The 19,028-nt window shown below is 59.6% G+C and carries 16 protein-coding genes; 2 read left to right on the forward strand and 14 right to left on the reverse strand.

Features of this window, described 5'->3' with window-relative positions:
- Positions 1–50 precede the first annotated feature (50 nt).
- The 4 genes from mrdA to K3G63_RS18585 all read right to left on the reverse strand — a co-directional run bounded on the left by mrdA (position 51) and on the right by K3G63_RS18585 (position 4,593).
- Positions 51–1,889 (reverse strand): penicillin-binding protein 2, encoded by a 1,839-nt coding sequence (gene mrdA, locus K3G63_RS18570; RefSeq protein WP_220615607.1) that lies wholly within the window; start codon positions 1,887–1,889, stop codon positions 51–53.
- 127 nt (positions 1,890–2,016) lie between these two features.
- Positions 2,017–2,553: a hypothetical protein gene (locus K3G63_RS18575; RefSeq protein ID WP_259404555.1), complete on the reverse strand. Its 537-nt coding sequence runs from the start codon at positions 2,551–2,553 to the stop codon at positions 2,017–2,019.
- On the reverse strand, positions 2,550–3,476 hold the full coding sequence (gene mreC, locus K3G63_RS18580) for a rod shape-determining protein MreC (protein WP_220615608.1): 927 nt from the start codon (positions 3,474–3,476) through the stop codon (positions 2,550–2,552). Before mreC ends, K3G63_RS18575 begins: the two co-directional genes overlap by 4 nt.
- A gap of 91 nt (positions 3,477–3,567) precedes the next feature.
- The gene (locus tag K3G63_RS18585; RefSeq protein ID WP_220615609.1) at positions 3,568–4,593 is read right to left on the reverse strand and encodes a rod shape-determining protein; all 1,026 of its coding nucleotides are present in this window, start codon (positions 4,591–4,593) and stop codon (positions 3,568–3,570) included.
- Positions 4,594–4,945: 352 nt separating this feature from the next.
- On the opposite strand from K3G63_RS18585, the gene K3G63_RS18590 reads away from it, so the two are divergent.
- Positions 4,946–6,217, forward strand: a complete 1,272-nt coding sequence (locus tag K3G63_RS18590) for a PAS domain-containing protein (RefSeq protein WP_220615610.1) — start codon at positions 4,946–4,948, stop codon at positions 6,215–6,217.
- An 85-nt stretch (positions 6,218–6,302) separates the two neighbouring features.
- Here K3G63_RS18590 and purH read toward each other — a convergent pair whose 3' ends face one another.
- The 9 genes from purH to K3G63_RS18630 form a co-directional block, all read right to left on the reverse strand.
- Positions 6,303–7,838: a bifunctional phosphoribosylaminoimidazolecarboxamide formyltransferase/IMP cyclohydrolase gene (purH, locus tag K3G63_RS18595; RefSeq protein WP_220615611.1), complete on the reverse strand. Its 1,536-nt coding sequence runs from the start codon at positions 7,836–7,838 to the stop codon at positions 6,303–6,305.
- 655 nt (positions 7,839–8,493) lie between these two features.
- Positions 8,494–8,628 carry a hypothetical protein gene (locus K3G63_RS22910; RefSeq protein ID WP_259404556.1) on the reverse strand — a complete coding sequence of 45 codons (135 nt, stop codon included), beginning with the start codon at positions 8,626–8,628 and terminating at the stop codon, positions 8,494–8,496.
- Between the two features lie 64 nt (positions 8,629–8,692).
- Positions 8,693–9,958, reverse strand: a complete 1,266-nt coding sequence (locus K3G63_RS18600) for a BamA/TamA family outer membrane protein (RefSeq protein WP_220615612.1) — start codon at positions 9,956–9,958, stop codon at positions 8,693–8,695.
- A gap of 181 nt (positions 9,959–10,139) precedes the next feature.
- On the reverse strand, positions 10,140–11,066 hold the full coding sequence (locus K3G63_RS18605; protein WP_220615613.1) for a geranylgeranylglycerol-phosphate geranylgeranyltransferase: 927 nt from the start codon (positions 11,064–11,066) through the stop codon (positions 10,140–10,142).
- Between the two features lie 130 nt (positions 11,067–11,196).
- Positions 11,197–11,391 carry a cold-shock protein gene (locus tag K3G63_RS18610; RefSeq protein ID WP_110978692.1) on the reverse strand — a complete coding sequence of 65 codons (195 nt, stop codon included), beginning with the start codon at positions 11,389–11,391 and terminating at the stop codon, positions 11,197–11,199.
- Positions 11,392–11,520: 129 nt separating this feature from the next.
- Positions 11,521–12,024: an HAD family hydrolase gene (locus tag K3G63_RS18615; protein ID WP_220615614.1), complete on the reverse strand. Its 504-nt coding sequence runs from the start codon at positions 12,022–12,024 to the stop codon at positions 11,521–11,523.
- Positions 12,025–12,109: 85 nt separating this feature from the next.
- The gene (gene iscX / locus K3G63_RS18620; RefSeq protein WP_220615615.1) at positions 12,110–12,346 is read right to left on the reverse strand and encodes a Fe-S cluster assembly protein IscX; all 237 of its coding nucleotides are present in this window, start codon (positions 12,344–12,346) and stop codon (positions 12,110–12,112) included.
- A 98-nt stretch (positions 12,347–12,444) separates the two neighbouring features.
- Complete coding sequence (locus tag K3G63_RS18625; RefSeq protein ID WP_220615616.1) at positions 12,445–12,774, reverse strand: 2Fe-2S iron-sulfur cluster-binding protein; 330 nt, start codon at positions 12,772–12,774, stop codon at positions 12,445–12,447.
- Between the two features lie 69 nt (positions 12,775–12,843).
- Entirely contained in the window at positions 12,844–13,653 is an 810-nt protein-coding gene (locus K3G63_RS18630) for a Rossmann-like and DUF2520 domain-containing protein (protein WP_220615617.1), read from the reverse strand.
- 341 nt (positions 13,654–13,994) lie between these two features.
- On the opposite strand from K3G63_RS18630, the gene K3G63_RS18635 reads away from it, so the two are divergent.
- Positions 13,995–16,151, forward strand: coding sequence for a T9SS type A sorting domain-containing protein (locus K3G63_RS18635; RefSeq protein WP_220615618.1), 2,157 nt, complete (start codon positions 13,995–13,997; stop codon positions 16,149–16,151).
- Positions 16,152–16,358: 207 nt separating this feature from the next.
- Here the strand turns inward: K3G63_RS18635 and ccsA are convergent, their stop codons facing one another.
- Entirely contained in the window at positions 16,359–18,971 is a 2,613-nt protein-coding gene (gene ccsA, locus K3G63_RS18640; protein WP_220615619.1) for a cytochrome c biogenesis protein CcsA, read from the reverse strand.
- Positions 18,972–19,028 lie beyond the last annotated feature (57 nt).

A 19,028-nucleotide genomic window follows, 5' to 3' on the forward strand; every position in this document is an offset into this window, starting at 1 on the left:
GAGGTAGTAGTTGAACCTGATCCGGATTCCTCCACCTGGCAGAAGGGCAATTAACGATGTCGGACAAACTTTTCGGCGGGCCCTTGCAGCCAGAACTCCCAGCGCTTGCGCCAGGGAGCAATGTTGCCGCGCAGGTATTTCTCCATCATGAGGGCGGCCATGGGAGCGGCGGAGGTACCACCAAAGCCCGCGTTTTCAATGAAGACGGCAATGGCAATTTTGGGGTCCTCGGCCGGGGCGAAGGCGGCGAAAGTGGCATGGTCGTCGCCGTGGGGATTCTGCACGGTGCCCGTTTTGCCGGCCACCGAAATGCCAAACTCCGCCAGCGACGCCAGGCTGCCCGTGCCACCCCGGCCGTCTACCACTGCCTGCATGCCCGGAATCAGGGCCTCGAAATGGGCGGGGTCGACGCCGACGGTGTGCCGCTCCCGGAACTGGGGCAGCGGCCCGCCCTGTCCTACGCTCTTCACGAAATGCGGGGTGTAGTAGAAGCCGCGGTTGGCAATGGTAGCCAGCACGTTCGCCATTTGCAGACCCGTAATCCCGATTTCGCCCTGCCCGATGCTGAGGGAGTATACCGTGCGGTAGTTCCAGCGGTGGAAACCGTTGCGCTTATCGTAGAAGTCGGGCGAGGGAATCAGGCCCTTTTTCTCCTGGGACATATCTACGCCCAGCCTATCACCAAGGCCGAACTTCATCACCTGCCGGCGCCACTCGCCCAAGCCCAGGCGGGCGTCCTCGAAGCGGTTGGTGGAGCGCCCGCGCATCACAGCGGCCCGCATTACCTGGTAGAAATACGGGTTACAGCTGTTCTTGATGGCAATGCCCACGTTGCTGGGGTACTCGTGGTTGTGGGTGCAGCGCACCAGCCGCTGGTTGCAGGGAAAGCCTGTGCTGGCCGTCACCACGCCCATCTGCATAGCTACTAGCTCATTCACCAGCTTGAACACTGAGCCGGGGGGGTAGGTAGCCATGAGCGGGCGGTTGAACAGTGGTCGCTCGGGGTTATTGAGCAAGTCCATGTAGCGGTTGCCCATCCCCTTGCCCGAAAGCGTGGCCGGATCGAAATTAGGAGCCGACACGAAGGCCAGGATTTCGCCGGTTTTGGGGTCAATGGCCACAATGGAGCCCCGCTTGCCCTGCATTAGCAGCTCCCCGTAGGCCTGCAGCTCCGAGTCGATGCTCAGGTGCAGGTCCTGGCCGGCCACGGAGAGCGTATCGAACTCGCCGCCCCGGAAGGCGCCCTTCTCAATGCCACGCACGTTTACCATGCGGTACTGCACCCCGCGGCGGCCCATCAGCTGCTCCTCGTAGTACGACTCCAGCCCCGTGATGCCCAGGAAGTCGCCGGCTTGGTACTTCGAGTACTTGGGCTTTTCCAGGAAGGCCGGCGGAATGGAGCCTACGTAGCCCAGGGCGTGAGCGAGCGTGTGGGTATTGTAGGAGCGAGCCATCCGCGACTTAATGGTAAAGCCTGGAAAGTCGATGAGGTTGTCCTGGATGGCGGCCAGCTCTGGTGTGCTCAGGTTTTGGATCAGGGGCGAGGCTTTCACCCGGCTGAAGGCCCGGGCCGCTTTCAGGGCGGTTCGCACTTCTTCCAGAGGCAGCTGCAGCACTTGGCAGAAGCGCAGGGTATCCAGCTGCTTGACTTCCCGCGGCGTGACCATCAGGTCGTAGACGGGGGTATTCTGTACCAGTATCTGACCTTTCCGGTCGTAGATCAGGCCCCGGTAGGGGGTCTGCACAATGCGTTGGAGGGTATTGCGGTCGGCGGCGAGCTTGTAGCTGCCGTCCAGCACCTGGATGTAGAATAGGCGCGTCGCAAACACCAGCGCGACGGCCAGGAAAATTGCCTGGATTACGTACTTGCGGCCTTCGAGGTATTGCAAAGCAGAAAAACTGAGAGGGAACGAGTCCGGCTTTCGTGCCGGATTCGCAAAGATACTACACGGTGAAATGGTTAGTTCGAGGTTCTCTTACCCGCACGGGCGCAGGCAGAACGTCAAACTCATCATTTCACCTATTTCTGCGGCGGGTGGGAAAGAAAATCAGCTGGATAATGAGCAGGGTCAGGCTGGTGTAGAGGGTGCTGACTACTATTTTGGCCAGCGTGATGCCCGGCACCTGAAACGAGCCCAGCTCCAGCAGGAAAAAGGCCAGGTGATGAATGCCCACGAGCATGGCCAGATACACCACCATCCACTGCCAGCCCATCTGATGAATGTTCACTGAGTCCTGGGCATCGTACCCGTCGCGGGGGGTAAGCAGGCGCAGCACCCAGGGCCGCACGTACATCAGCAGTACGGCGGCGGCGGCGTGCACCCCGCCCGTATCAAAGGTAATGTCCAGGATAATGCCCGTCAGGAAGCCCAGCACCAGCTGCACCACAATGGGGGTAGCAATGGGCAGAAACAGCAGGAACCCCAGGTAAATCAGGCACCAGCCCAAGTTAAACAATACGAAATCGGTGCCGCTGATGAGCAACACGTAGAGGGCAATGTAGCCGATGCCGCGCAGTAGCTGCCAGACGATACCTAACGCGCCTCCCCTCATGGCTTGCCCTCCCCTTCCGGTAGTACACCCGCCCGGGCCTCCAGCGTGTCGCGCTCGGCCTTGGGGCGGCTGGTAACCAAATACACGTATTTCAAGCTCGCAAAATCCACCGCCAGCCGCACGCGTACCGTCCAGAAGTTCTTATCCGGCTCCCGCACAAACGAGTCAACGGTTCCGATGAGCACCCCTTCCGGAAAAACGGCATTGTAGCCCGAGGTTACCACCGTATCGCCGCGCACCAGCTTGTTCTGGCGGGGCACCTCGTCGAGCAGCACGTAGGTAGGGTCTTCGCCCAGCCAGCGGACTGTGCCAATGGTGCCGTCGCGCTGAATGCGGGCGGAAATGCGCGTTTTGGAATGCAGCACCGACGTAATGGTTGTGTAATGCTCCGAGGTCACCTTTACGCGACCCACCACACCCGCCGCCGATATAACGCCCATGCCTTCCTTCACGCCATCCACTGTTCCTGCGTTCAGGGTCAGGTAGTTATCTACCCGGCGCAGGGTACCGCTTACTACTCGGGCCGGAATCAGGGGGTAGTCTGGGTCGCGGGCCGGAAGTTGGCGCAGCCCCAGCAGCAGCGAATCGGGCCGGCCAAGCCGGGCCAGGCGCGCCTGCGTCAGGCTGTCCTTGCGCACGGGCAGGGAGTCGGCCTCCCGGGCGCTCAGGTCAGGGCGGTAGAGTTGCTGACGGAGCCGGGCATTCTCCTGCATTAGCCCCTGATTTACCTCAATGAGGCGAAAGTAATCCTGCACTTGGTTGCGCCAGTCCAGGACCTGACCGACGTAGGCGTTCGAGGAGTTAAAAAATGCGGCCCGCTGGTAGGTACTGTTCCGAATCAGCAGGTATAAGCTCAACACTTCCAGCACCGCAAACACGAGGATACCCCGGTAGCGAAACAGAAAGGCGAGGAGATTATTCATGGAAGGAGGGAATGAAGAACGAAGAATGAGGAATGAGCAGTCGGGAACCCCGGCCAGTGCTCATTCCTCATTCTTCGTTCTTCATTACAATTTACGTCAGCAGTACGCTACGGAAAGCCGGAATATTTTTGATGGCCGCCCCGGTGCCGCGCACCACGGCACGCAATGGGTCCTCGGCAATGTGGATGGGCAGCTTGGTTTTCACGGCCAGGCGCTTGTCGAGGCCGCGCAGCAAGGCCCCGCCGCCAGTCAGGTGAATGCCGTTCTCGTAAATATCCGCCGACAGCTCGGGCGGGCTGATTTCCAGGGCTTTCAGGACGGCCTCTTCGATTTTGGCCACCGATTTGTCCAGGGCAATGGCAATTTCCGAGGAGGTTACTTTAATTACCTTCGGAATACCCGTCATCAGGTCGCGGCCGCGCACCTCGAAGTCGGCCGGCGGTACTTCCAGCTCAGTCAGGGCCGCACCTACCTCAATCTTGATGCGCTCGGCTGAACGCTCCCCAATCAGCAGGTTGTGCTGGCGGCGCATGTAGTCCAGAATGTCCTGGTTGAACACGTCGCCGGCGGTTTTGATAGACTGGTCGCAGACGATACCCGACAGGGCAATCACGGCAATTTCAGTGGTACCGCCCCCGATGTCAATAATCATTGAGCCCACGGGCTGCTCCACGTCGATGCCGATGCCGATGGCGGCGGCCATGGGCTCCTGAATCATCCAGACTTCCTTGGCCCCGGCGTGCTCGGCGGAGTCGCGCACGGCGCGCTTCTCTACCTCCGTAATGCCCGAGGGAATGCAGATCACCATCCGGTGCGAGGGCTGAAACAGCCGCGTGCGGGTGTCAATCATCTTAATCATCCCCTTGATCATTTCCTCGGCGGCGTGGAAATCGGCAATAACACCGTCTTTCAGGGGACGAATGGTTTTGATGTTGTCGTGGGTTTTTTCGTGCATTTGCTGCGCCTGCCGCCCCACGGCAATTACCTTATTAGTCGTGCGGTCTTTCGCAATGATGCTCGGCTCATCCACCACGATTTTATCGTTGTGAATGATGAGGGTGTTGGCCGTGCCCAGGTCAATGGCAATGTCGCTGGTCAGAAAATTAAAGAAACCCATCGAGTAACGGCAAGTAAATGAGAACGGGCCGGTTGCGGCCGTCAAAAGTGGGGGCAAAAGTAAGCAAGTTTCGGCGAAGCCCGATGCCTGCGGGTACGGCTGCACCAAAACACTACGCGAAGGTTCCGCCCCGCAAGCCAGGGTAACGTTCAGCTAGGCTGAGTTCGTACATGGTAGAGCCAAAGCCAGCCTCCTAATGGGAAAGTTTAGCATATAGGCATTTTAGTATGTAATTACCAAAGTGCCCGTTGCGCGCGTATCAGCAGTAGTAGCTGGCCTGGCAGCTTTTTCCGAGATATTGCCCAACCCGCTACCGAAGGCTATTTTTTTAGTACAGCTACCCCGAGTTTTTATGTTTCAACCTGCCCTGCCCACCCCGCCCCTGCCCCCGGCAACTCCTGATGCCGCCGCGTACGCCAAGCTACAGGAGCTGTATGAGCACCTGCAACGCGCATATGCCGCCACCGAGGCTAGCCAGGCCTACTACCAAGGACTGCACGAACACGCCCCGGTAGCCTACTGCACGCTCAGCACCGATGGCACCGTGGTGCACCTGAACCAGCAGGCTGAGCGCCTGCTGGGCCGCAGCACAGCGCAGCTGCGCGGGGTGGCTTTCGCTACGCTCGTAAGTCCGCTGCAGCGGTGGGATTTTCTTCACTCCTTCGAGCAAATTATGACGACTACGCTACCCCAAACCGGGGAGGTAGTATTGCACACCGGCTACGGCCACGCGCTTACGGTGCAGCTGGAAGGCACCACGGCCCTCACGCCCGAGGGCGAACGGCAGTGCTATCTGGCCCTGCTTGATATTACGGAGGCCCGGCAGGTGGCGGTGGTGCTGGCGGCCAGCGAGCAGAAGTTCCGGCGGCTGTTTGAGCAAAGCACCGACGCGGTAGCCTTAATGCAGAACGAACAGTTTATTGATTGTAACGCGGCGGTGCTGGAGCTGCTTGGGGCCACTGACAAGCAGCAGATTCTGGGCCACTACCCCTGGGACCTGGCCCCTTACGAACAGCGGCCCGGCGTCAGCTCCGTTTCCTACTTCCGGGAATCGGTAGCGGAGGCGTTGAGGTCGGGCTCAAAGCGGTGCGAGGGCATCCTGTGCCGCTTGTCCGGAGAGTTTATGTGGGTAGAAGCCGTCCTGACTCCGGTTAAAACCGATGGGGAGTTACTGCTGCACGTCCTCTGGCGCAATATCACGGCCCAGAAACAGGAGCAGCGCCGCCGGCAGGAGTGCGAGCAGCAGCTAGAGCTGACGCTGGCCGCCACCAATGCCGGAATATGGTCGTGGGATGTGGCGACGAACCAGGTGCACTGTAATGCCCAGGCCCGGATTTACTTCGGCTGGCCGCCGGAAGATACCACCGCCCTGTCCCTAGATCTGCTGCAAGCCACCGTGCACCCATCCGACGCCGCACCGCTGCAGGCCGCTCTGGAACACGCCTACCAGCACGGCGTCATGCCTCCACACGCGTTGCACGCTCTATGGCCCGATGGCTCTGCTCACCCGCTTGTGCTGCAAGGCCAACGAATTAGCAATGAGTTCGGCCACCCGCAACGCATTCAGGGCATTGTGCACCAGCCCTGCGCTGCTCTCCCCAACGCAGGTACCGGCGCCGCGTAACAGCACTGCCGCGGGCATCTTCCCAAGCTTCGGGAAGACGCCCGCGGCAGCGGACAGTAGAGGAAAGCCTAGTGGCCCAGCACGATTAGTGTTTGAAATGCCGAACCCCAGTTAGCACCATGGCCATGCCCAGGCGGTTAGCGGCGGCAATGCTATCCTGGTCCTTAATAGAGCCGCCTGGCTGCACCACGGCCCGAATACCGGCTTCACCAGCAATTTCAACGCAGTCGGGGAAGGGGAAGAAAGCGTCGGAGGCCATAACGCTACCCTGCAGGTCGAAGCCGAAGCTGCGGGCTTTCTCGATGGCTTGGCGCAGTGCATCCACCCGTGAGGTCTGCCCCACGCCGGAGGCCAGCAGTTGCCCGGCCCGGGCCAGCACAATGGTGTTGCTCTTGGTATGCTTGCAGATTTTAAGGGCAAACTCCAGGGCCGCTACCTCCTCGGCCGTCGGGGCCGATTCCGTAACGGTGCGGAACTCCGGGGCCCCTTCCACTACGCGGTCAAAGTCCTGCTCAATAATGCCATTAAGCAACGTTTTCACTTGCTTGGCGGGAAACTGCACTGGCTTCTGGCGCAGCAGAATACGGTTTTTCTTGCTTTGCAGAAGGGGCAGAGCATCGGCCAGGAATTCCGGGGCAATCAGCACCTCGAAAAACAGCTTGTTCAGCTCCTCAGCCGTGGCCGCATCCACCGGCTTGTTCACGATAATCACCCCGCCAAACGCGGATACCGGGTCGCAGGCCAGAGCATTGAGGTAGGCGTCGCGGAGAGTTGCGGCCTGGGCTACCCCACAGGCATTGGTGTGCTTAAGGATAGCGCAGGCAGCGGGGCCGTCGGTGGCAAACTCCTGCATCAGCAGCACGGCCGCGTCCACATCCACGAGGTTGTTATAGCTCAGCTGCTTGCCGTGCAGCTGGTCGAAGAGCGCTGCCAGGTCGCCGTAGAAGGTGCCGGCCTGGTGAGGATTTTCGCCGTAGCGCAGGGGAGTAGCAGGCTTCTGGCTGAGTTTGAGCGTAGCTCCGCCCAGCTCCGTACCCTGGGCCATATACTGGAAGATTTGGGTATCATAGTGCGAGGTAGCCTCGAAGGCGGCGGCGGCGTAGTGGCGGCGGTCTTCCAGGTCGGTAGCGCAGCCCTTGGCCTGCAGTAGCTCGGTCACGGCCGCGTACTGCTCGCGGCTGCTGACCACCAGCACGTCGCGGAAGTTCTTGGCGGCGGCGCGCAGCAGTGAAATCCCGCCAATGTCAATTTTTTCAATTACCTCCGACTCGGGGGCCCCGGAGGCTACGGTTTCCTCGAAGGGGTAGAGGTCGACAATTACCAGGTCGATGGGTGGAATCTGGTGCTGCTCGGCTTCCTGCAAGTCGGCGGCCTCGTGGCGCCGGTGCAGGATGCCCCCGAACACCTTCGGGTGCAGGGTTTTTACTCGTCCGCCGAATACGGCCGGAAAGCCCGTGAGGCTTTCCACCGCCGTTACGGTACCCCCCTGCTCTTCAATAAACTGCTGGGTTCCGCCCGTAGAATAAATGGTTACGCCGTGTTCCTTTAGTAATGCTACCAGGGGCCCCAGACGGTCTTTATAATAAACGGAAACAAGGGCGGAACGAATGGGCTGCGACATAACGAGCAACTGATTGGTGAAGAAGTGAAACGCGCCGCGAAGGTAGGCACCACCCCCCAGAGCGATGTTACGGAATTATTAACTGCCCGTGCAGCGGCCCGCACCTACCCCTCAGCTTCCCTCCCTACGGTCAAGTTATCGTATAGTCGAGTATTCCTTTGCTGGTACCTTATATGCCCGAAGCACGTATTTCACCGCCCGTTGCTCGGTTTCTGGTTACTCCTGAGCTGGCCGAAGCTGCCGCACAGGCCCCATGACTTTTTCAGCGTGCTGCCTTTTCTGACTACGAAGGAGGCTTTCCGGTAGAAGAAATCCAGTGGCTGCGCGACGTAGGGCTGCTGACGGCGCCCCTATCCCCTGTCTGGAGAGAGGCCGGCCTTGGAAAGTGGAGCACACCTACTTGCTGCTTAGCGTCCTGCGGCACAGTATCCGCGGCAACCTGGCGTTCCGGCGCGTGTACGAAGGCCACGTAAATACCCCCAGCTTCTGCAGCGCTTCGGCCGCCACAACTTGGGTAGCCGCTAGGCATCCCATACCTAAGCCGGGCACTTGTTTGGGGTGTGGAACACCGAAGCCGCTGATGGCGTGACTGGCCCCCGCTGCCGAACGGGTGCTTTTGCCTGCATGGCAGCAAAACCTTCGACTCGGGGGCCAGTCACGTCACTTGTCCGCTGCTAACGGCGACTTGGTCGGTTTGCGCGGCCAGAGTTGCAAGGGTTGTGCGCAGAGTAGCAGCTGCATCTTTAGTTCGGATAATAATGCTGGCCTGCACACCACGGATAGGCAGCAACGGGAATAGCGTAGGAAGTGAGGAATGAAACCCAGCAGAAAGCAGGTAGGAAAAGATGCCCGCGCTAGAATGCCTCACCCACGGCGAAGATGATACCGGAATTTCCGCCCGAGCCTACGCCATAGTCAAGGCGGATGTTGAGCCGGTCGCGCCGGTTAAACCGGAAGCGGGCTCCCACGCCGCCCGCGTACTTCATTTCGTCGACCTTATAGTCGCCGAGGCGGGGCGCTACCTGGCCCGCCGCCCCGAACACGACGCCGTCGAAGCGCCAGAACAGTTTCTGCCGGATTTCGGCTTGGAAGGTGGAGAATTGCCGGTCCCGGAAGCGGGCCTCGTAGATGCCGCGCATCAGGTAGGCATTGTTGTAGAGCGAGCCGCCCAGCGTAGCTCCCATGCCGCCCAACTCGCGAAACGGTACGCTACCCGTGTGGTACTGGCCCAGAAACTGCAGGGCCAGGATGGTGTTGTTGGAGCCAAACAGGGGGTTAAAGTGCCGGGCATCCACCATATAGCGGGTGAATTTGTAGTCGCTGCCGAGCCCCCCGCCATTAAAGAGCATGTGCGCGTCCACGAAGTTACCACGGTAGGTAGCCAGCACGTTGTCGCGCCCGTCGTAGAGCAGAGCGGGGCCTACTCCGGAAGTGGTGTAGCCGTTGCGCTCCTTGGCAGATAAGGTGTAGTAGGGAGTAGTATTGCCTTCCGTGTCTTTGAGCGTCACCTCACCCAGGTTGGTAAACCGGTAGCGCACCCCCACGAACAGGTTCGGCACCACCTTCACCAGCGCCTTTTCATCAAACACCCACAGCGGATACTGAATGTGGGACTCAATATCCTTATTGGTATTATTCCCGATACCGTAGTAGTTGAATGCCAGATCATAGTAGCTCAACTCGCCGGAGAAGAAGAACTTCTCCTCTTTGGTGAAGATAGTATGCGTCAGCTGGACAGTTGTTTGCTTTTTCTGCGAAATCCAGGCAATCAGGCGAGCATTCGACTTGCGCACGGTGGTATCCTGGCCAAAGCGCCACACCGGTAGAATGGCGGCCCCGCCCGCAAACCCGGTTTCCTGCTGGTAAAACGCAATCGGGACGGGAATAAAGCTGGGCTTGTTCGGGTCATCGGGGACTAGCTTGACAGGAGCGGCCGGAGCCAGCGCCCGGTTCAGGCCCACGGGAGCCCCAGCGGTAGCAGGCGCCGCTGGTTCGGTGGTCACGGCGGCAGCAGAAGCCAGCAGCGTGCCAGCAGAATCGGGCGTAGTAAGCGTCGACTGCGCCCGGGCAGCCGGAGCGGCTAGCGCACCAAGCGCCAGCAGCGGGTAGAGAAAGCGCATACGTAGATGGCTAATGTCAGGAAGTGGGATTGGGAGCGGGCCGGCCCAGCTCAGCAAGGAAGCCAGTTGGGCGGCAGCAGCACTATCCTCCTAACGGAACAGTAGCCTCTACGGTTGTCGGGGGCGGCCTCCGGCACCTAGTCGCCGGCGGTTTCCGGCTCCGGCGCTAACTAGCTGGCGGCTATGCAGCTACTACCAGCATAGACAATATGCCGGCCAGCATAATCCATTTACACCACAGGCTTAAGGTGGAAAAGTTGCGCTTACGGTCGGCCCGGCGCAGGTGGTTAGCCAGGGCCAGTAGCGGCCCGAGTACGCCCACCAGCAGCCACGCCCCCAGGCAGAACCGGCGCGTAACCAGGGCGTTATAGCTGGCTCCCATCACCAGCAATACTAGGCAGGCTAGGAAAAAACCGGCTGCCCACTTGGTACGGGCGACGCCCCACACAATAGGCAGGGTCCGGCAATTGTGCTGGGCGTCGCCGCGCATGTCCTCCACATCCTTGAGTATTTCGCGCACTACCGTCAGCAGGAAGGCCGCCAGGGCGTAGCCCCACACGGTCGTATTACCTGTTCGGGCCTGCAGGTCGGGCAGCAGCACCAGGGCAGCGGTAAGCGTGGCAATGCTCAGATTGCCCACCAACGCTACCTTCTTGAAGCGCACAGAATACCCCCACAGCAGTAGCGCCGACCCCAGGTTAACCATCCCCAGCAACGGCGACAGAAATCCACTGATGGCCACGCCTATTCCGGAAAGCAGCAGGTGGGCCAGCATGGCATGGCGCCGATTCACCACCCGGCCCACCACCAGGCGGTTAGGCCGGTTAATAGCATCTATCTTGACATCGTAGTAATCATTGATAATGTAGCCCGCGGCCCCGATGCTTAGGGCCGCTCCGGCCAGCAGCCCGAAGGAGGGAGTAAGCACCCGCTGCCACCCGGCGCCAGGTAGCAGCAAACATGCCCGCACCAGCAGCAGGCACAGGCCCATAATCAGCAGGTTAGGCAGGCGCACCAAGCGGGCCATCTGGCGCCAGTTGCCCGGCTCCGGTGCCGCGGGAGGCCCCGGTACGGAGCGAGAAGCAGAAGGCAGCGGCGCAGCAGACATGAGCAGAAAAGCAAACAAGACCAGGACTACGGCAAAGATGCACTACCCCATGAGAACCCACACAAGAAAGCCCCTCCCGAATTCGGAAGAGGCTTTCTACATATGCTAAAAACTCAAGCCAACAGCTTGTTTACAGTTTCTTCACATTCACCGCATTAACGCCCTTACGGCCTTCCTGAGTGTCAAACTCTACGCGGTCATTTTGCTGGATCTGGCCCCCGTTAAGGCCGGTAATGTGGACGAAGAAATCTTCCTTCGTACCGTCTTCCGTAATGAAGCCGTAGCCCTTCGACTCATTAAAGAATTTTACGGTTCCTGTTTTCATGAAAAAAGAAAGAGTAATAAGGTGAATGATGGTCGGGGTAAATATAGAGGGATTTTAGAAAAGCGCAACTCTACTTTCGCGAAGGGCAACTAGGGGTATAAGGGGTAAGTAAGTGGCCTATTGGAGGCGCTACCACGTATTTTGGGCTTTAAGTACGGCCTCAATCAGCTCGCGGACGGCGCCGTGGCCGCCGGGCAGGGCGGCGGTATAGTTACTGATGGCGCGCACGTCGGCGGCGGCGTCGGCGGGGCAGGCAGCAATGGCGCAGCGGCGCATTACCTCCAGGTCCGGTACGTCGTCGCCCATATAGGCAATGCGGCTGGGGTCAAGGCGGTAGGTGTTGATGTAGGTATTGAAGATTTTCATCTTATCATCAACTCCCAGGAAAATGTCGCGCACGTCCAGCGACTCCAGCCGCTTGCGCACACCTTCCTCCTCCCGGCCCGAAATAACGGCTACGCGGTAGCCTTTCGCCAGGGCATGGCGCACGGCGTAGCCATCCCGGATGTGGAAGGCCCGGGCCTGCTCCCCGGAGTTCAGGGCCAGCAGCGTGCCATCGGTCAGGACCCCGTCCACGTCGAAGATAAATCCTTGAATAGCCCGCAGATCGGGGGGGGTAGCAGAAAACGTCATCTAAACAGCTGCAGAAGCAAAGTGGGTAGGCATAGGCCGGGTCCTGACGGGCTACCGCGGCCCGCCAGTGCCGCGAGGAAGCGTATTATTGATTGTCGCGCCACTCATACACCCATTTGGCCTGAATCTGCTCGAGGTGTCCCTCGTTGGCCTGTTCGCGGGTACCCTCAAAGTTGGGTAGGGTCAGGACCCACTCCAGCAAATCGGTAAACCGGATACGGTAGATTTTGGCCTCGCTGAAGTCGTCGCCGAACTTTTCGTACAGCGCCATGGCAATATCCTCATGGTCGCTCCACTGCATGGGGGGCTCAAAGTGGTTCATCTGGTAACGGGAAATGTGGGGAATGCGCTGAAAGTAAAAGGCGCACGAACAAGTACAAGGCACACAGCACGTAGCACACGCGCTATCTTGCTACCTGCCTAGTGGCCGAGAAACTCCTGCGGGGGAATAAGCACGACCACATCTTGGTTGCCCTGCACCACGCACTGGCAGCCCAGACGGGAATTGATGCGTGGGTTTACGGCACGGTCGATAAAGTCTTCTTCCTTGTCCGAAATTTCGGGCAGGTCGTCTTCGCCTTGCAGGATGTATACGTGGCAGGTGCTGCAGCCGCAGACGCCGCCGCAGTTGTGCTGGAGCTGAATATCGTTGTTCAGGGCCACGTCCAGCACCGATTCGCCCTGAGCGGCCACGTGGGTCTGGTCGGGCTGGCCGTCCTGAAACTTAAAGGTGATGTTTACGGCTTTCACGGCGTAACGCTAGGAGAACGAGGCAAAAATGCGGGTGCGAAGGTACGCAGCCCGCTACCCGAATCAAAGCTATACACCGGGCTCATTGTTTACGGCTAGTTGCGCCTGCACCTGCTGAATGCTGGTACTCAGTGCTTTGTATAACGCCTGCCACTCGGACCGACCCTGCAGGGCGGCCTCGTGACGGGCCAGGGTGCCCTCGTCGTGCCGCACGGCCGGACCGGTTTGCACCCTGAAAGGAGGCTGAGTCAACGCCTTATCGATAGTTTCCTGAATTAAGGGGTGCAGCAATTCCCACGGCAACCCTGCTTCCGTCAGCAACGCCCGGCTGATACCCAGCAGGTGGTTGGGGAAGTTAGACGCCCACACCGCCGCTACGTGCAGGTGCAGGCGTTGCGCCGAGCTAACCAGCCGCACATCGGCGCTGAGCGAAGCAGCCAGTTCCAGCACCTGCTGCTGCCCGTGGGCTTCGGCGGCCTCCACGCACAGCGGCACCGTCGCCCAGGCAATCTGCCGGCCCGGGCTAAACGTCTGAAGCGGATACAAAACCCCACCCCGCACTTCCGGCCGGGCCGCAAACACGGCCAGTGGCAGGGCCCCGGCAGTATGAACTACCAAAGCGCCCGGCGCGAAGCGGGCCGCCGCCAGCACAGCCGGCACGGCCCCGTCGGGCACGGCAATGATGTAGACCTCAGCGGGAGGTAGCGCAGCCAGCTCGGTTCCGGCCGTAGCGCCCCGAACCGAGCTGGCCAGGGACTGAGCCGCGGGGAGCGTGCGACTCCAAATGTGCACCACTTGGTGCCCGGCCTGGGCCAGGGCTGGGCCCAGGTGGTGGGCTACCCGACCGGCCCCTAGCAGCCCAATACGATAAACAGCCATGTGCGTGCAGTTAAAGAGGAGAAGCCAGCGGAATGTAATTTCAATTTCTTCTTATGCCGGGCCACTGAGAAAAGAGCCTAGCGCCCGCCTCCTTTCAGCAGCACCGGCTTAGAGGGTAAAGCGTGCCGCCCGAAGCTAGGCAATCCGGTCAAAACCCTTCCGCGCTGCTAGTATGAGCTATTCTATGAAAATCCGTTTCTGTGTATGTTTTTGGCATTTTATCCGCAAAAAATAAATCAATTTTACACCATATGTCCCTAAAAATGGCTTTACTTTGAAAAGACGATTTTTCGTTTTTCCATTCCGCCGACGTCTTCATTCTCACATCCCAATCCTTCTTCATGTCGAAACTTTACCCGAATCTGCTCACTCCAAAGCGGTTGGCCCTGGGGGCCTTGCTCAGCGTGGGCACTTTGTCGGCGCAGGCCCAGTTCGCCTATACAACTCTGGCCAGCCTTGCCGGCCAGGGAACCTACGTTGACCTGGCCGCTAACGGCACTGTTATCAGCACTCCCAACACCGACGATGCCAACTCGGCGGCTACTCCCATTGGTTTCTCTTTTCAGTACAACGGCCAGACGTTTACTGATTTCGTGCTCAACACGAACGGCTACCTGAAGCTAGGCACTACCGCTCCGGTGGCTCCCTACTTTTACGAAGGACCGCAGAGCCCCTTCAAGGGTCCGCTGGATAACAGCGCGGAAACCAACCTGATTCTGCCTTTCAACCTGGACCTGGAAGGCTCCACTACCACGGAATACCGCGTACTTACCTCGGGCACTGCGCCCAACCGGGTGTGTACCATTCAGTGGAAGAATGTGAGTGACAAAGCCTCGGGGAACGTGGCCAAGCAATACTCCACGGCGAGCTTCCAGGTAAAGCTTTACGAAACGCTCAACCGCGTAGACTTTGTGTACGGCACGTTCACGGCTAACCCGGGAACTACCGACGCCCTGCGCACCGCCGCAGTCGGCCTGAAAGGCTCCGGCCCAGCCGCTGGCCAAACCCTGACCGTGCTGAAAACCTCCACGGCAGCTTGGACGGCGCCTACCTTCCTGGCGGGTAACTATGTCGGCGACGTGTTCAACGTGCGAAGCATCTCACGGCCCACCTCGGGCCTGGTCTACCGCTTCAATGCCTCCCAGCCCCAGGATGCTTCCGTCACCGTTATTCACACCCTGGGCAAGCTGGCCACGCCGTACTCCCTACCCCACACCGTGGCCGCGGCCGTTCAGAACCGCGGGCTGAACTCCATGACCAACGTACCCGTGACCCTTACTGTGAGCGGGGCCAACACGTTTACGAGCACCAAAACGGTGCCGCTACTGGCGCCTGGAGCCATTGCAACGGTTACGTTCGATGCCTACCCAGCCACGTTGGCTACCGGCACCAACAACCTGACGGTAGCTGTTGCAGCCGACGACAACAACGATAACAACACCCTGCGCTACACGCAGGTAGTGACGTCCGGCAACCTAGCGTACGTTGATGATACTCAACCGTACAACGCCACCGGCGTGGGCGTGGGCTCGGCGGGAGGCATGCTGGCTACGCTTTACACAGTAAGCCAGCCGACGTACGTGAACGAAGTGAAAGCAACGTTTGCTCCTTCCGCTAACAATGTGTCGTCCTACCAGCTGGTAGTACTTGATGCTACTGGAGCCGGCGGCCTGCCTGGCACTGTTTTGTATGCCACGCCGGCTCGGCCGCGCACCGCGGCGGGCGGCTCAGTAACTCTGCCCGTACCAAGCATACGCGTAACGGGGGGCTTCTACGTAGCGGTCCGGGAACTGACTACTAACCCGGCCGTGGCTTATCAGGTAGAGGATCCACTACGGAGCGGGATTTTTTATTACCAAGTGCCGGGTGGCGCCTGGACGGCCATTACTTCCACTACCCTTCGGACCCGCATTGCGGTGGAAGCTACTGTAGGTACGCAGTTGAGCTGCCCCATTGTGGCCGATGCAAGCTTCACGAACATCACCAGCACCGGTGCCACCATCCGGCTTACCGGGGTACCTACTGCCGGCACTAGCTACAACATCATTTACGGCCCCGCGGGCTTCAACCCTGCGTCTGCTGGCACTACCGCAACAGGTACCGGGCCCACCGTTGCGCTGTCTAACCTGACGGCCAACACGGTATACGAGGTGTATGTGCGCAGCAACTGCGGCGCAACGGACCAGAGCCAGTTGGTTGGCCCTTTCCGCCTTACCACCGCTACCGTTACGGGTAGCTCCGAAGCCCTGACCCGCGCTATTACCATGTTCCCGAACCCCACGGCGGGCGAGCTGGCCATTGACGTACGCGGCGTAACTACCAAGGGCGCGTTGCAGGTAGAGGTGCTGAACACGCTGGGCCAGCGGGTACACACTACTTCCATCCGCAACAACTTCGAGAACAAGGTGAGCCTGGCTCACCTGGCCAATGGTATGTACATCGTGAAGGTTCTGGCCGGCGACGAGTACATGATTGGTAACATTGTGGTGCAGAAGTAGCACTTCTTCCTTCAACTCCTCAAGAAAGGGTAGTCCGTCGGACTACCCTTTTTCATATGCTACCGTGACTAGTCTTTGCTTTCTTCTCCCTGCCTGCAGCGGGCACCACTGTTTCCAGCAGCATTAGGCCCCAACCTTACACTAGTGCAAAACGAAAAAGCCCAGGCTATTTATAGCCTGGGCTTTTCTGACTTGTAGCGGGGCTGTTTAGGCCACCTGGCGTTTCGGAGCTTTGGGCGTATAGTCGTAGTCCACTTGAGCTGCTTCAGTGTCTGCTGGCTCTACTACGGCCTCCGTTTCACGGCGGCGCTTGTAGATGGCCATGCCGAAGCCCACGGCCATGAGCAGGGTGCCACTCCAGAGCAGGTTGATAAAGGGCTTTTCTACGGCCTTCAGGATAATGTAGTCCTTCTGGGTGGTGCTCACGCCAAAAGTGAATTTGCCTTGCTGAGGATCAACGGCCAGGAAGCTCAGGCGCAGGCCCAGGTCTTCTACCTCATCCGGCACGCGGCCAATCATGCGGTTGCGCACCACAAATACCGGGTGCACATGGTACTGCTTCTTTTCCCCGAATACCAGGAAGTCGCCCTGGATGGCCAGGTCGCCCTTCTGCAGGCCCAGGCCGGCCGTCTGGTGAGCTGGCTCTACGCCGCGGAAAACGGCAAAGTAGTCGTTGAGGAAAATCGTGTCGCCCACGCTGAGCACGTGCTCTTTCACCTCGCTCCAGTCCTTCTCCTTGTCGGGTGGGGGCACGGCGCTGATGTGGGAGTAGATGTCGTGGTCGAGGAATTTCTTGATATCGGGTGAGGCCAGCAGGCCCTCTCCCATTTCCTCGTTTACCTGCGCGCGGGGGTAGAGCACAAAGGCCTCGCCGGTTTTGCGGTCCTTATACTCCACCCGGTAGTAGGTGTTCTCGGGCAGAATCTCCAGCGTGTCGCCGGCCTTGTAGTACACTTTGTCCCCGCGCTTGATGTCGGCGCGGGCCAGGGCCTTGTACTCATCGGCGGTACGGAAGAGCAGCTGCTTGTCGATGTAGCCGGGCACGCCGGGCGCGTCGAAGTACTGGCCGGTGTAGCTCACGTCGTACTTGCCCATAGGGGCTTTGTCGTTGCGCCACAGCAGCACGTTGTCGCGGTTGGTGGTTTCATCGAACTCCCGCGAGTAGAGCAGGCCCGATACGTTCTGGCTGATGATGTTGGAGTAGCCGGCCGAAGCCAGAATGCCAAGCAGCATCAGAGCAATACCGATGTGGGCTATGCCGCCGCCGGAAAGGCTCACCTTGCGCTTCATCAGCGTAAACACCATACCCAGGTTAGCCAGCACCCCGAACAGCGCGGTGGTCAGCAGCACAATGTAGCTGGCCTCCATCTTCAGGCCGTAGTACTGCACCAGCAGAATCACGAGGGCCGCGCCGAGCAAAGTCAGAATGCCAGGCACCGTCAGGGAGCTGGTCAGCGAGTCCTTGTTGTTTTTCTGCCACCACATCACCTGCGCCAGCCCCGAGAAGAAGGCCACGCCCACGCCCATCCACAGCTGGATTTTAGTGTAGTGCTGAATCTGGTCGGCGGGTAGAGCCAGGTTAGACTTGATACCGATAAAGCCTAGGAACGCATTGTACACCGGGATACTGGTTGTTACCAGCACCTGGAACGCGCCCAGGCAGAGCACCGTCGCGCCCACGAACACCCACAGCTCGGCGTTGTAGGTAGTCAGTTCCTTGGGAGAAACCGGAATCTGTTTCCAGCGCCACACCAACAAGGCCACGGCCACTACCACAAACGCCAGCAGGTAGATAATTAGCTGTCCGGAAAGGCCCAGGTCGGTGAAGGAGTGCACGGAGGCGTTGCCCAGCACCCCGCTCCGGGTCAGGAAGGTAGCGTAGAGCACCAGCAGGAAGGTGGCAATAACCAGCACGAACGAGGTGCGCAGGGCCGTGCGGCTGCGCTGCCACAGCACCAGCCCGTGCAAGGAGGCCACCAGCACCAGCCACGGAATGTACACGGCGTTTTCCACCGGGTCCCAGTTCCAGTAGCCCCCGAAGTTGAGGGTTTCGTAGGCCCAGTAGGCGCCCATCATGATGCCCACGCCCAGTACTAACCCACCCCACAGCGACCAGCGCATGGCCGGACGTACCCACTTTGTCAGTTCACCCTTCCAGAGGGCGGCCACGGCGTAGGCAAACGGCACCAGGGTCAGGGCGAAGCCCAGGAACAGGGTGGGCGGGTGAATGACCATCCAATAATTCTGAAGCAGGGCATTCAGACCCGTGCCGTCTTTGGGCACGAAGTCAGGGTTGAGCTTGAATACCGGCAGATCCGGCATAAAGTCGCGCAGCAGAATGAAAGGCGAAGAACCGATTTTCAGGTCGCCCAGCACTACCCCCAGAATCATGGAGGTGAGGAAAAGCTGCACGCCGGCAAACACCACCATCACGGGGGCTTCCCAGCGGCGGCTGTAGCGCATCAGGGCAAACCCGATGAGTACGTGCCAGAAAATCCAGAGCAAGAAGCTTCCTTCCTGCCCTTCCCAAAAGCAGGAAATCATGTAGTACACTGGCAGGTGGTTGCTGCTGTGGCTCCAGGCGTAGTAGTACTCGTAGCGGTGGCCGTGGATGATACCAAACAGAGCGGCAATAACCACAAACACGGCCAGCCCGTGCATGGCAAAAGCGCCCCGTCCTAGCCGAAGCCAGGCGGCGTCGGTGTCGCCGAGGGTGCGGCCCTGCCCGGCTTTGAAGTAGGAGTACGCCGCTACGGCGGCGGCTACAAACGCCACAATAACTCCCAGGTGTCCGACGTCGCCGATTAGTGTATTCAACATGGCTACTGCGTTGAAGAGGAAATGTTAGCCCGACGGTATACTACCCGGCCGACATGA

This window comes from Hymenobacter sp. HSC-4F20 (assembly GCF_019599275.1).
GTDB lineage: Bacteria > Bacteroidota > Bacteroidia > Cytophagales > Hymenobacteraceae > Hymenobacter.